This window comes from Gammaproteobacteria bacterium, assembly GCA_022450155.1.
In the GTDB taxonomy this organism is placed as follows: domain Bacteria; phylum Pseudomonadota; class Gammaproteobacteria; order Arenicellales; family UBA868; genus REDSEA-S09-B13.
The window spans coordinates 26532-39901 of sequence record JAKUQR010000018.1; the positions used below are offsets into that span (position 1 = coordinate 26532).

At 54.6% G+C, this 13370-nt stretch carries 12 protein-coding genes; 11 read left to right on the forward strand and 1 reads right to left on the reverse strand.

All coding sequences use genetic code 11. The features are described 5' to 3' along the window. The first annotated feature begins 53 nt into the window (after positions 1 to 53). The 5 genes from MK323_10570 (at position 54) to MK323_10590 (ending at position 5610) form a co-directional block, all read left to right on the forward strand. Positions 54 to 1634, forward strand: coding sequence for an ABC transporter substrate-binding protein (locus MK323_10570; GenBank protein MCH2482601.1), 1581 nt, complete (start codon positions 54 to 56; stop codon positions 1632 to 1634). A gap of 104 nt (positions 1635 to 1738) precedes the next feature. Continuing rightward, positions 1739 to 2728 (forward strand): ABC transporter permease, encoded by a 990-nt coding sequence (locus MK323_10575; protein MCH2482602.1) that lies wholly within the window; start codon positions 1739 to 1741, stop codon positions 2726 to 2728. Positions 2729 to 2772: 44 nt separating this feature from the next. After that, positions 2773 to 3630, forward strand: a complete 858-nt coding sequence (locus MK323_10580) for an ABC transporter permease (protein ID MCH2482603.1) — start codon at positions 2773 to 2775, stop codon at positions 3628 to 3630. Then, positions 3630 to 4637, forward strand: coding sequence for an ABC transporter ATP-binding protein (locus tag MK323_10585; GenBank protein ID MCH2482604.1), 1008 nt, complete (start codon positions 3630 to 3632; stop codon positions 4635 to 4637). Before MK323_10580 ends, MK323_10585 begins: the two co-directional genes overlap by 1 nt. Next, on the forward strand, positions 4630 to 5610 hold the full coding sequence (locus MK323_10590; GenBank protein MCH2482605.1) for an ABC transporter ATP-binding protein: 981 nt from the start codon (positions 4630 to 4632) through the stop codon (positions 5608 to 5610). Before MK323_10585 ends, MK323_10590 begins: the two co-directional genes overlap by 8 nt. An 81-nt stretch (positions 5611 to 5691) precedes the next feature. Here MK323_10590 and MK323_10595 read toward each other — a convergent pair whose 3' ends face one another. After that, positions 5692 to 6687: an LLM class flavin-dependent oxidoreductase gene (locus tag MK323_10595; protein MCH2482606.1), complete on the reverse strand. Its 996-nt coding sequence runs from the start codon at positions 6685 to 6687 to the stop codon at positions 5692 to 5694. 163 nt (positions 6688 to 6850) lie between these two features. Between MK323_10595 and MK323_10600 the strand changes: the two genes are divergently transcribed. The 6 genes from MK323_10600 to MK323_10625 all read left to right on the forward strand — a co-directional run bounded on the left by MK323_10600 (position 6851) and on the right by MK323_10625 (position 13367). Next, complete coding sequence (locus MK323_10600) at positions 6851 to 8518, forward strand: hydantoinase B/oxoprolinase family protein (protein MCH2482607.1); 1668 nt, start codon at positions 6851 to 6853, stop codon at positions 8516 to 8518. A 15-nt stretch (positions 8519 to 8533) separates the two neighbouring features. Next, entirely contained in the window at positions 8534 to 10594 is a 2061-nt protein-coding gene (locus MK323_10605; GenBank protein MCH2482608.1) for a hydantoinase/oxoprolinase family protein, read from the forward strand. A gap of 18 nt (positions 10595 to 10612) precedes the next feature. Beyond that, positions 10613 to 11203: a cysteine hydrolase gene (locus tag MK323_10610; protein MCH2482609.1), complete on the forward strand. Its 591-nt coding sequence runs from the start codon at positions 10613 to 10615 to the stop codon at positions 11201 to 11203. 156 nt (positions 11204 to 11359) lie between these two features. Beyond that, entirely contained in the window at positions 11360 to 11737 is a 378-nt protein-coding gene (locus tag MK323_10615) for an MmgE/PrpD family protein (GenBank protein ID MCH2482610.1), read from the forward strand. Beyond that, entirely contained in the window at positions 11734 to 11931 is a 198-nt protein-coding gene (locus MK323_10620; protein MCH2482611.1) for a hypothetical protein, read from the forward strand. The genes MK323_10615 and MK323_10620 overlap by 4 nt, the downstream gene beginning before the upstream one ends. After that, complete coding sequence (locus tag MK323_10625; GenBank protein ID MCH2482612.1) at positions 11928 to 13367, forward strand: FAD-dependent oxidoreductase; 1440 nt, start codon at positions 11928 to 11930, stop codon at positions 13365 to 13367. Before MK323_10620 ends, MK323_10625 begins: the two co-directional genes overlap by 4 nt. Positions 13368 to 13370 lie beyond the last annotated feature (3 nt).

Consider the following 13370-nt stretch of genomic DNA (forward strand, 5'->3'; position numbering starts at 1 on the left):
GGTGATCAGCGATGCTGACACGGTATAAGTCTGACTACCAAAGGAGACAATTAATGCGAATGACAACAAAACTGATTAGCGCTATTGGTGCGATTGTTCTCGCATTGACTGGCGTAACTGTACAGGCGGATACCCCTAAAGCGGGTGGTACATTGATTATGTCGATCGGCACGACGCCTCGACATCTCAATCCCGCAGTACAGTCCGGTATTGCGACGGGTGCACCGGGCGCACAGCTTTTTGCGACTCTGCTTCGGTTCGATGACCAGTGGAATGCTCATCCCTACCTTGCGAAGTCCTGGCAGGTGTCTGATGACTCAAGAACAGTGACGTTTAATCTCGTCGAGGGTGCGACGTTCCATGACGGCGCACCGATCACCTCTAAGGACGTTGCATTTTCCATCAAGACCATCAAAGCGCATCATCCGTTTAAAACGATGTTTGGAGCAGTCGAAAGTGTCGAAACACCGGACGCAAATACGGCTGTTTTCAAATTATCCAAACCACATCCGGCTCTTATGCTGGCACTGTCCTCACAGCTCGGATCGATCATCCCAGAACATATTTATGGCGATGGACAAGATCCAAAGAAACATCCACGTAACTCTCAAGACGTCGTCGGTTCGGGACCATTTAAGTTCGTTGAGTTTGTTCGGGATCAACATATTATCCTGGAACGGAATGAGAACTTTTTCATCAAGGGTCGTCCGTATCTAGACAAAATCGTCATGCGGATTATCAAAGATCCAACAGCAAGATCCCTCGGAAGAGAGAATGGCGAAATTGACATGTCGGCCTTTGAGTCATTGGCGCAAGACATTTTGCATGCTGAGGGTGTTGCGCATTTGACTGCGACTGACCAAGGTTACGCGGCTATAGGGCCAATAGCCTGGTATGCGTTTAATACGAAGAAAGAGCCACTGAGTGATGTGCGAGTACGGCAGGCGATCGCTTACGCGATTGATCGCGATTTCCTCATGAACGCGATCAGCCAGGGTACAACTAAGGCGGCTTATACTGGTATTCATCCGGATAGTATTTTTCATGAGCCAAATGTCGAGCACTATGATCTAGATCTAGACAAAGCCAACGCCATGCTTGATGACGCGGGTTATGCACGTGGCGGTGATGGAATGCGTTTTCCTCTGACAGTTGACTTCGGTTGGCCGGGTGCCAAGCCAAACGCTGAATACCTAAAACCTCAGCTCAAAAAGATTGGGATCGATGTCACTGTACGCACATCAGCGGGGTTTCCCGCCTGGGCAAAGACTGTTTCAAATTGGGACTTTGATATCACAACCGATGTGGTATTTAACTGGGGTGATCCAGTTATCGGTGTGCATAGAACCTATTTGTGTAATAACGCGAAAAAGGGTGTGATCTGGTCGAACACTCAGCAGTACTGTAACTCGGAAGTTGATGCCATATTGGCTAAAGCTGGTCAGGAGAACGATCAGGCGAAACGGGTCGCTTTCTATTCCGAAGCGCAGAAACTAATTGCGAAAGATGTACCGATCTATTTCACAGAAACCGTGCCTTACCACACGATCTACAACCATACCAAGGTGGGCAATCCACCGAATACGATTTGGGGCACTTGCTCCCCAATGGACGAGGTCTATCTGAAGAATTGACCTAGAGAAATGTCAGATGTTGTTCGGAAATGCCTGCTGCTTGTCAGCAGGCATTTCTCATTTGGTCGAACAAGTTAATTTCATATTAAATACATAGTAATTCAATGCAGTTTTTGATCATCACACTTAAGCGTGCCGGTTTTGGTCTCGTATTGCTTGTTGCTGTTTTGGCGTTGAATTTTGTGCTGATACACATTGCTCCAGGCGATGTCGCAGACACGATTGCCCAGGATGCTGGTGGATTAGATGCAGAGATAATGGAGCAGATTCGCGAAGATTACGGGCTTGATCTACCTTTGTGGGAGCAGATGGCGAAATATTTCTGGGGTGTGGCAAGGCTAGATCTTGGTTATTCTTTTTACTATAACGAGCCGGTTACCAAACTCATAATGGAGAAGTTACCAGCCACTCTTTTGTTAGTGATCAGTGCCCAGGTTATATCCATTTTCTTGGGTATATTGCTTGGTGTCACGGCAGCTCGAAACCCAAACGGGGTGACAAGCCATTTTGTTACCGTGTTGTCTTTGGTTGGCTATGCGGCGCCGGTGTTTTGGACCGGTATCATGCTGATAATTTTGTTTTCCGTTATCGTCCCGATATTTCCCATAGGAAACATGATAGATGTGTCAGTAGAAAGGGACGGGATCGCTTATGTCATTGATGTGTTGCACCATTTAGTCTTGCCAGCGGTTACTTTGGGTTCGATTTTTCTGGCGATTTATAGCAGATTGTCGAGAGCCAGTATGTTGGATGTGTTGGGCTCTGACTATGTTAGAACAGCACGGGCCAAAGGCTTGTCGGAATTCCAAGTAGTGTTCAAGCATGCGTTGCGTAACGCACTACTCCCAGTGGTTACAACTGTTGGATTGGTATTTTCTGGAATTATTTCCGGTGCAGTTCTTGTCGAGACTGTGTTTAGTTGGCCAGGGTTGGGAACGTTAGCTGTCCAGGCAATTGTCGCAAGAGATACCCCAACAATTTTGGGTATCTTGTTCTTTTCATCGTTGGTTGTCGTAGTGGCGAATTTATTGACCGATATGGTGTATCGAATTATTGATCCGAGAATCAAGACATCAGAAGGAAGTCAGGCGTAATCGTGAGTGAAGAGCTAAAACAGCAAAGCCTGAGTCATCAAGAAATGGGTGTTGTTCAGATTGAGCACCCTTTTACAGAGGCCGCGCGAATGTTCGCCGCAAACTATGCCGCTGTCGCAGGGTTGCTTGTGTTGGCAATTATTATCGTAGTCTCGTTGTTGGGCCCGTTTCTGTATACGGTTGATCCCTGGGAGATGGTCTGGTCTCCCTTTAGCCCCCCAGGGGCCAAAGGGTTTCTTTTAGGAACAGACTATTTAGGACGCGATCTTGTGGCCCAAATTATTCACGGTGGAAGGGCGACCATAGCAGTGGGGTGTGCTGCTGCTTTATTGAGTGTCCTGATTGGTATTACTTTTGGAGCCCTGTCGGGATTCTATCGGGGGTGGGTTGAGGAAATTCTGATGAGAATCACGGAATTCTTTCAGGTGTTGCCGACATTGCTATTTTCTATGGTTCTTGTTGCGCTTTTTGGAGCTTCACTACAGATGATTGCGTTTGCGATTGGCATCGTTAGCTGGACTGGTGTTGCCAGGGTCACGCGAGCTGAATTTCTTAAAATTCGAGAACTCGAGTACGTTACCGCTTCGCGTTCGGCTGGTGCGAAGGCTCCGACCTTAATCTTTAGAGTGATTTTGCCTAATGCGTTGCCACCAATTGTGGTGCAAGCGGCATTGCTGGTTGGTTTTGCAATTTTATTTGAAGCGGGTTTGAGTTTTCTAGGTTTGAGTGATCCCAACGTGGTGAGTTGGGGTGCGATGATGGGAAATAATCGACCATTCATCCTACAACACTCCTTCACAATCATGTATCCAGGCCTGGCTATTTTTATTACGGTGTTGGCCATCTCATTGGTAGGAGATGGCTTGAATGATGCATTAAATCCCAAGCTTCGGAAACGTTAATGGCAGAACCACTACTGTCGGTTAGAAATTTGACGGTTGAGTTCACGATCCGTGGTGGTGTAGTGCCGGTGATTGATGATCTGTCATTTGATCTTGGCCCCGGTGAAACATTGAGTCTGGTCGGAGAATCTGGCTGTGGCAAAAGTATGACCGCGCTTGCAATTATGGGATTGATCCCATCACCGCCTGGAGTGATATCTGCAGGCTCAATAACTTTGCAGGGCGAAGATCTAGTTCAAACAACAGATGCCAGGATGCGTGAGATCAGAGGCAACGAAGTTTCGATGGTTTTTCAAGAACCCATGACGTCCCTGAATCCGGTCTACACGGTAGGTGAGCAAATTGCTGAGACGCTGCGACGTCACCAGAGACTGACCCGGAAGCAGGCCCAAGTTCAGGCGATTCAGATGATAGATGCGGTACAGATACCCCTGCCTGACCGTCGTGCAAATGATTATCCGCATCAACTATCCGGTGGAATGAGGCAGCGCATCATTATTGCGATGGCGTTGGCTTGCCAACCAAAAATTCTGATCGCAGATGAACCGACAACCGCATTGGATGTGACTGTACAGGCACAGATTTTCGATCTAATGCAGAACTTACAACATGAGACAGGTGCGGCGATCATTCTCATCACTCACGATATGGGGTCGGTCGCCGAAATGGCTGAGCGAGTGGTGGTTATGTACGCTGGGCGTAAGATTGAAGACGGTCGAGTGGAAGATATTTTGTTGCGACCACAGCACCCTTACACCCGAGGACTCATAGCGTGTGTGCCACATCTGTTGGGCAAAGTGACAGCGGACCGGCCATATCTTCAAGAGGTGCCTGGAATGGTGCCCCCGCTTTCTGAATTTGGCTTCGATGGTTGCATGTTCGCACCACGATGCGATCTGGTTCGCGATGTCTGTTGGCAAGAAAAACCCCACCACACAAAGCTAACAGAGACCCAAAGCGTAGCATGTTGGGAGCTTGTTACCAGCAATGAGTCAGCCGATGCCTGACACTGCGCCGATGTTAGAACTTCGTGATGTGGAGGTTCGCTTCGACCTTAAGCGAACGAACCTCTTCGGTGCCGCGCTGCAGTTGAGAGCGGTCGATGGCGTTTCGCTATCGCTACAACGAGGCCAGACTATGGCTGTTGTAGGTGAATCCGGTTCGGGTAAGACGACACTGGCTCTGGCGATCGCTCGTTTAATACCTGTAACCACCGGTAAAATTCGAATGGGTGATGTTGACCTGCTTGGCTTACAAGGTGAATCGCTCCGAACTCATCGACGGCATATGCAGTTTATTTTTCAGGATCCTTATTCGTCGTTGAATCCAAGATTACGTGCCAAGGATATCGTCCGAGAGCCACTCGATCGTTTAAGTATTGGATCAGTTAAGAGTCGTAACAATCGGGTTCAGGAACTGTTTGAACAGGTCGGGCTACGTCAGGACCAACTGAGACTGTTTCCTCATCAGTTTTCAGGTGGTCAACGCCAGCGAATTGGCATCGCCCGGGCGATTGCTTCAAGTCCTAGTCTTGTGATCTGCGATGAGCCGGTTTCGGCGCTTGATGTGGGTGTCCAGGCGCAGATACTAAACTTACTTCGCAGATTGCAAAAAGATCTCAATCTGACGTATCTGTTTATTTCTCACGACCTTGGTGTTGTTCAACACATGTGTGACAGTATTGCAGTGATGTACATGGGCAAGATCGTCGAGCAAGCGGACCGTGAATCACTTTTTAATAATCCCAAACATCCCTATACCCAGGCGTTGCTGTCGGCCGTGCCGTCAGCGGACCCAAATCGTAGAAACCGGGGGCGTCGCACAACCATCACTGGTGATCCGCCGAACCCGATCGATTTGCCGCCTGGCTGTCGCTTTGCTTCACGCTGTCCACTTGTGGTCGATCAGTGCCGGACGGATCTGCCCGATCTGAGAGCGGTGGACAGAACACACCGAGTAGCGTGTCATCTAGCGGAGTGACCATTCGGCCCGAAATATCTGGTCCGGGTGTGCCGTGAATCGGCCTGGCGATCGAATCGCTCCGGGGGCCAGTGTTGTGACCTATCCCGGGGCGCAGGCTCGGATAACCGCTTCAAAGACCGCTTTTGACTCCGCGCCGCGCGCGAATGGGCTGACGATGGGCAGATCGATGCCCGATTCCCGATAGGCTTCGATCTTTTCCCGGCACTGGTCGGCAGTGCCGACCACGCTGGTCGCCTCGATCATGGCATCGGTCACAGCGCGGGTTGCGGCCGCCCGGTCGTTTCGGGACCAGGCCTCGGCCACTCGAGCGGCCTCCCCGGCAAACCCGTATTCGGCGATCAGACGGTTATAGCGCGGGAAAAACCCCAGGTAAAACGCCAGCCCCGGCCGTAACACATCAAGGGCATCTTCTCGGTTGTCCGCGAGTGCGGCCGGCAGCAGCGAGGTCACGTCGATGTCAGCGGCATTTCGTCCACAGCGGGCAGCGCCCTCGGCAATCCACTGCCTGGATCGCATGCTGTTTTCCAGCGTGCTGCGGGTCAGGATAAGACCGTCGGCGATTTCACCACAGACAGAAATCATCTTCGGGAAAAGTCCCGCAAGGTAAATCGGAATGTCTTTGCGTTTCGGGCTGAACCAGAAATCGAAATTCTCGATCGTCACCGTTTCGCCGGCGTACTGGACCACACCATCGCGCAGCAGGGCCCTGACAATGTCAACGCTTTCCCTCACCCGCGTGATCGGTTTAGCGTAATCCATCCCGTGCTCGGGTTTTACCTGCACACTGTGACTGGAACCCAGTCCCAGAATAAATCGACCGCCTGAGATTTCGTCAACTGTGGCTGCGGCCATCGCAATGGTCGGGATCGAACGCACGAAGACGCTGGATATCGCCGTGCCCAGCAGAATTGTCGATGTCTGTGTCGCGCACGCGGTCAATACCGAGAACTGGTCACCGCCATGGCCTTCGGCGACCCACGCCGATTCATAGCCCAGTGATTCGGCCAGCTTGACGCATTCCACTATCTCAGCCGGGCTCGGTCCTCCGGAGAAGGCGATTCCAATACGAGTCAACTGACTTCTCCTGTTTGGGCGATGCAAGGTGCTACAGGTTGAAAAAAGATCGTGTGGCTTTAGCTCAACTTCAGGCATGACCTGTTTCGTGGCGGGTCAGGCGGTTATGATACGACTGTCGTACATTTCGCGCACCCTGTTTACCAGAGAGATCTTTCAATTTATGCCTGATCTTGATCCTGTGACACTTTCCGTTCTCAAGGGGCGTCTCGAACAGATTGCGGACGAGATGGATGCGACGCTCTTTAGATCCGCATTTAATCCGATCATTGCGGAAGCTCATGACGCCAGTCACGGGCTCTACCACGCCACCACCGGGGAAACCCTGGTTCAGGGAAAGAGTGGTCTGCCGATATTCGTCGGCACCATGGCGTTCGCTGTTCGACTGGTGATCGATCGCATCGATGCGGCCGATGCCCCTTTGAATTCCGGCGACATTTACATCTTCAACGATCCGTATGAAGGCGGCACGCATCTCTCCGACTTCAAGCTGGTACGTCCTTATTTCTACCAGGGCGAACTTTTTTGTTTCCTGGCTTCGGTGGGGCACTGGCACGATGTCGGTGGCAATGTGCCTGGTAACTACAACCCCGCAGCGACCGAGAGCTTCCAGGAAGGTATGCTGATTCCGCCCGTAAAACTCTGTGAGGGTGGGCGAATCCAAAACGACATCATTGACATCCTGAAGGCCAATTCCCGCCTGCCGGAATCGCTCTATGGCGACCTCAACGGCCAGTTGAATTCACTTGACCTCGGGGTGCAACGGCTTGATGCATTGCTCGAAGAATACGGTACCGACCAGGTTGAGCAGGCCTTCAGTCAGTTAAAACAGCGGGCCGAGGCGTTGATGCGCAGCCACATTGCAGAACTGCCTCAAGGCAGGTACTCGGCGGAAGACTGGCTCGATAATGACGGCATTGTTGACGAGCCCCTTCGTATTGCACTGGATCTTGAGATTCGTGATAACAGCATGTGCCTGGATTTCTCAAGGACAGCGCGTTCGTGTGCGGGGCCGGTCAATATTTCCCGATCTACGACGATCGCCTGTTGTTACGTCGCCTTGAAGCACATCTTCAAGGAGGTACCGGCAAACTCCGGCGTCCTTTCGCCTATCGAATTCGTTATTCCAGAAGACAGCCTGCTGTCAGCCAGTGCGCCGCGGCCGGTCGGTGGCTATACCGAGACTATCCTGCGAATCATCGACGTGATATTCGTGGCCCTGTCTCAGGCCGATCCTTCAATCTCCAACGGTTGCGCCTACGGCACCATCAACGCTCTGTCGCTGGCCGGGTACCGTAAGGACGGGCGGCGCTGGGTGATGTTTTCCTTCTTTGGCGGTGGCCACGGCGGGCACCCCCAAGGTGATGGTCTTAACCATGGAAATGCACCGATCTCTACAGCCACCATACCGCCGCTGGAGATTCTTGAGGCGGCGTATCCGGTATTGTTTACAAAGTGGGCGCTGCGTCCGGACAGCGGTGGGGCTGGCGAACATCGCGGCGGTTGCGGGGCGATCTACGAGATCGCGCTACTGGAGGATGAGGCCGAGGCTTTTCTGTTCGGTGACCGTGGAAAATTTCCACCGCCGGGCGTGGTGGGTGGATCGCCAGGCAGTTGCAACCGGTTTTCATATGAGCAGGATGACGGATTTCACTCACCGGAACTGGTATCGAAGATTGTTGGGATCAAGCTGAAGAAGAATCAACGCGTTCGCCTCGAAACGCCGGGCGGTGGCGGGTACGGGAAACCGAAAAATAGGAATCCGAAACGCGTGGAAGAAGACATCCGGCTCGGTTATGTGACGGCACGTGCCAGCGAGAATCCGCAGTAGAACACTGTCCAGGTGATGAGTACAGGAACTAAACGAATCGTTGTTGGTGTTGATGTTGGCGGCACGTTTACTGATATGTTCTTTCTCGACGAGGTAGATGGCACATGCGAGGTCGTTAAGGTGCCCACCACGCGGGATGATCAGTCCCGGGGTATTCAGCAAGGCATCGACCGAACCCTCGGAGGGCTTACGGACGTGGCCACGATCGTGCACGGGACGACGGTTGCGACCAATGCGCTGCTTGAGCGAAAAGGTGCCCGGACCGGTCTGATCACGACCCGGGGCTTTCGGGATGTGCTGGAAATGCGGCGAAGGGACCGGCCCGACACCTGGGGCCTGTGGGGTACCTTTACCCCGCTGATTGCCCGCGATTTTCGCCTCGAAGTGGATGAGCGGGTGCTCGCAGACGGGACCTGCATGGTGTCGATCGATCCTGACCAGGTTACGCAGGCTGCGAGGCAGTTGCGGGCCCAGGGCGCTGAGTCGATCTGTGTTTTCTTTATCAACGCTTATGCCAACGACCACAACGAACGCATGGCTGTGGAGGCGGTACGGGCGATGTGGCCCAATCCTCATGTGACTGCTTCACATGAGATCCTGCCGGAAATCAGGGAATTCGAGCGGGCTTCGACAGCATCGCTGAACGCATACCTCCAGCCGACCATAGGAGATTACCTCGGCCAGCTGGAGCGTCGTCTGCGAGATGGCGGGTTGACGGGAAACATCTTGATCGTACAGTCCAACGGCGGTGTCATGACGATTGATACGGCCTGCAGGCTCCCGGTTCGAACAGCGTTGTCCGGGCCTGCGGCCGGTGTGATCGCAAGTGCTCACATCGCCCGGTCGGCAGGAATCGACAATATCATTACTTGTGATATGGGTGGTACCAGTTTTGATGTCTCGGTGATCATAAAAGGCCAGAGCAAGATGGTGGCGCAGACCCAGATCGACTTCGGTATGGTGATCAGAACGCCGATGGTCGAGATCACCACGATCGGTGCCGGCGGTGGCTCGATCGCCTGGATTGACCCAGGCGGCCTGCTCCAGGTCGGACCTGAAAGTGCCGGGTCGGATCCAGGGCCGGTCTGCTACGCCCAGGGGAACAGCCATCCGACCGTGACCGACGCCAACCTGGTCCTGGGCAGGATCAATGCGCAGCAACCGATTGGGGGTGGACTGACTGAGCTCGATGTTGAATCGGCTGCTCGTGCAATCCAGAGCGAAATCGGAGAGCCGTTAGCGTTGGATACCATGGCGGCGGCGGAGGCTATCATCCGGGTGGCGAATGCAAAAATGGCCGGTGCAATCCGGCTGGTGTCGGTCGAGCGCGGGCACGATCCCAAGAATTTTGTTGCCATGCCCTTCGGCGGGAGCGGCGCACTGCACGTGGGTTCGTTGATCAAGGACGTCGGGCTTGCCAGCGCGCTCGTGCCGCGTTATCCGGGAGTCACCAGTGCGCTGGGCTGTATCGCTGCAGATATGCGGCACGACCGGGTGATGACGATTAACCAATTGCTAGAGGAACTCGACACAGCGCAGCTGGACCGGCTTGTGCGCGACAGCGCTGAAAGCGGTGAGCGCCTGTTGCGCGAAGCCGGAATTCGCCTCGATGGGATCGAGGTGACGTGCGAGCTGGACATGAACTATGTTGGACAGACGCACACGATTGCCGTGTCCTTACCGGGGCGAATTCCGGATGACTCTGCCGATCAAGAGGTTATCAGGACGGCGTTCGATCAGACTTACCGCGGTACTTACGGTCGTCTACTGGAAAATATTCCCGTGCGGGTGTTGAACCTTCGAGTTACTGTAGTGGGCCTGCGGCCGACATTCGATCTGTCAGTCATCTCTCCCGCTGCCAATACCCGGACTAGGATGACAGGAGAAAGGGATGTCTGGGTCGATGGCGCCTGGCACTCGGCCCGCGTCTACGAGCGCCTCAGTCTACCGGTAGGCGAACGCATCCATGGGCCTGCGCTGCTGGAGCAGTCCGATGCAACCATATTCATCGATCCGGGCCTGGAAGGTGTGGTCGATGATTATGGTAACTTGATTGTGCAACGGCTGGATACTTAATCAAACACGGTGAATACGATGTCGAACACGGCGCTGGTTCTGATTGATATGCAGAATGATTTTTTGCACCCCGAAGGAGCCTACGCACGCGCGGGCATCAGCTGTGAGGCGATCAGCGCACTGTCGGCATTGCTCGCACCGGTCTGCGACGCGATTCGCCGCTCTGGCGGCTGGGTCGTGTCGACGCATTTCACACTTGTTCCAGGCCGGGATGCGGAGCCGTTTATCAGTGAGCATCTCCAGGAATTGCGTCCTTTCCTTGCGAAGGGTGATTTTTCACCTGGAAGTTTTGGCCATGCGTTGATCGAGGAACTTTCTCCGGCAGATCTGTCTGTAGAGAAGGTCGCCTATTCAGCGTTCTACATGTCCCGACTGGAGTGGGTGCTGCACCAGGCTGGCATCACACATCTTGTTGCCGGCGGCATTGTCACCAATGGTGGTGTCGCATCCACGGTACGCGATGCGCATGTGCACGGATTCGAGGTAACCGTTCTGTCTGATGGTTGTGCAGCCTTCGATCAGCAGGTTCATGACGTGAATCTGGAGGCGCTCGGCAGTATCGCCAGGCTGACCAATTGTGCGGCGTTGATCAACCAGTTGTCTGGCTGACCGACTGATTCCTGCCCGTACCGTTGCCGCGGTGATCGGACTGAAGTAGGCTGTTCTACGGGGCAAGGTTCCTTTATCAGGGACAACAATGAAAAAAGCCGCATTCCCCGTCGGATTCATGCCAGCTGGTCTGAAGAGTTTCGCGAGACCATAAATGTGGCATCGACTCTGGGACTGGGTACGAGTCGTCAGACGATGCTCCAGGGCGGGACCGTACGTAACAGCTTTGCCGGCGTATCCGGGCAGATGGCGGTGATGGCCTGGGACATGGTCAAGGCCGGATTCAATGGCGAGCACGATGGCCTGGCGACGATCTGGGGTTCGGTGCTTTCGGAGAGTCGGGACCCAGCTGCACTGACTGAGGAACTCGGCACGCGCTGGGAGATCCCGCGTAACTACTTCAAGCGGCATTCCTGCTGCCGTTATAACCACGGTGCACTGGATGTCCTAGCCCGCATCTGTGCGGACTCCCGTTCCAGATCGGTGAGATTGATAAGATCCGCGTCGAGACCTATTCCCTGGCGGCGCAGTTGAACGATCAGTTACCACGCAACACACTGGCCGCAAAGTTCTCGTTGCCGTTTGCCGTTGCATCGACACTGGTCAACGGGCATTCCGGGCTCGCAAGTTTCACCCGGGAGGCGATTGGCCGGGAGGAGATTATGGCCCTGGCTTCCTTAGATGACGTTGATGCGTTGACCGGTCCTGTCGCTGCACCCGGGTCATGAACGAAAAGAGTTCGGTCCGGGCGGAAGTCCAGTTCGGCACTGCTGTAAAATTCCCAGTCTCGGTACCGGTCATCGTCATCGGTGCGGGCGCCTGCGGCCTGATAGCCGCACTCGCCGCCCATGATGCAGGTGTCGAGGCGCTGGTGCTTGAGCGGGACGCCAAACCCAGTGGGTCTACGGCCCTGTCCAGCGGATTTATTCCAGCCTGTCAAACACGCTGGCAGGCAGCGGTCGGTGTCAGTGACTCGGTTGGGCTGATGGTCGATGACATACTGCGCAAGACAAAAGATCTGACTGACCCTGGGTATGTTGAAGTGTTGTGCCGCGAGTCTGGCCGGACCCTCGAGTGGCTGAGCGACAGCCATGGGCTGGACTTCACCCTGGTGACCGGGTTTACCTATCCCGGGCAGTCGGCGCTCAGAATGCATGCGGTGCCAGCGCGCACGGGAAGGGCATTGATCGACGGGTTGTCGTCGGCTGCAGTCGATGCCGGGATCGAAATCGTGACCAACGCGACAGTCGAGTGCCTGTTTGCCTTGCCTGGCGGCAGGATTGCGGGTGTCGAGGTAGTCCGGCCAGACGGGGCCCGGGAAAACATCGGCTGTGGAGCCCTGATCCTGGCCTGCAACGGTTACGGGGGTAACCCGGAACTGGTCCGGGAACTGATACCCGAGATGGCGGATGCGCTGTATTTCGGTCATCGCGGCAATCAGGGGCATGCTGTTGCTTGGGGCAGGGCACTGGGTGCACGCTTGGACGACTTGGGTGCCTATCAGGGTCACGGGTCGGTTGCCACCCCGCACGGTGCACTGATTACCTGGGCGATCATGATGGAAGGGGGCATCCAACTGAACAACCAAGGGGACCGTTTTTCAAATGAACACCAGGGCTACTCGGAGCAGGCCGTCGCTGTGCTCAATCAGTCCGGTGAGGTGGCCTGGAACGTGTTCGATGAGCGTCTGCACCGACTGGCACTTGAGTTCGAGGATTATCGTCAGGCCGATGCCGCCGGCGCTGTCAGAATCGTGCCCGATCCGGCCGCACTCGCTGAACTAATTGGGGCACCGTTGGGGCGGGTCGCAGCCACGCTGTCTGACTGCAGGGCGTATTGCGACGGTGGCGCCGAGGATCCATACGGCCGGGAATTCCGCAACCACCCGCTGCTCGAACCTCCGTACCGGCTGGTCAAGGTCACCGGTGCACTGTTCCATACGCAGGGCGGTCTGCGGGTCGATGGCGACGCTGCCGTACTGCACAACGATGGCGAGCGTTTCGATAACCTGTTCGCAGGTGGCGGTGCAGCCAGAGGCGTATCGGGTCCCGCGGTCTGGGGCTATCTGTCGGGAAATGGCCTTCTGAGTGCTGTGACACTGGGCCGGATTGCCGGGATAAGCGCCGCCCGGGCAGGCCGTGATAGGTCAGCCAGGCTCAGGTAACAA

Bases quoted from the DNA above. Each gene is read 5' to 3' on its own strand.
- MK323_10590 (MCH2482605.1), top strand. From the start codon at position 4,630: ATGCCTGACACTGCGCCGATGTTAGAACTTCGTGATGTGGAGGTTCGC.
- MK323_10585 (MCH2482604.1), top strand. From the start codon at position 3,630: ATGGCAGAACCACTACTGTCGGTTAGAAATTTGACGGTTGAGTTCACG.
- MK323_10625 (MCH2482612.1), top strand. From the start codon at position 11,928: ATGAACGAAAAGAGTTCGGTCCGGGCGGAAGTCCAGTTCGGCACTGCT.
- MK323_10600 (MCH2482607.1), top strand. From the start codon at position 6,851: ATGCCTGATCTTGATCCTGTGACACTTTCCGTTCTCAAGGGGCGTCTC.
- MK323_10605 (MCH2482608.1), top strand. From the start codon at position 8,534: ATGAGTACAGGAACTAAACGAATCGTTGTTGGTGTTGATGTTGGCGGC.
- MK323_10610 (MCH2482609.1), top strand. From the start codon at position 10,613: ATGTCGAACACGGCGCTGGTTCTGATTGATATGCAGAATGATTTTTTG.
- MK323_10570 (MCH2482601.1), top strand. From the start codon at position 54: ATGCGAATGACAACAAAACTGATTAGCGCTATTGGTGCGATTGTTCTC.
- MK323_10575 (MCH2482602.1), top strand. From the start codon at position 1,739: ATGCAGTTTTTGATCATCACACTTAAGCGTGCCGGTTTTGGTCTCGTA.
- MK323_10580 (MCH2482603.1), top strand. From the start codon at position 2,773: ATGGGTGTTGTTCAGATTGAGCACCCTTTTACAGAGGCCGCGCGAATG.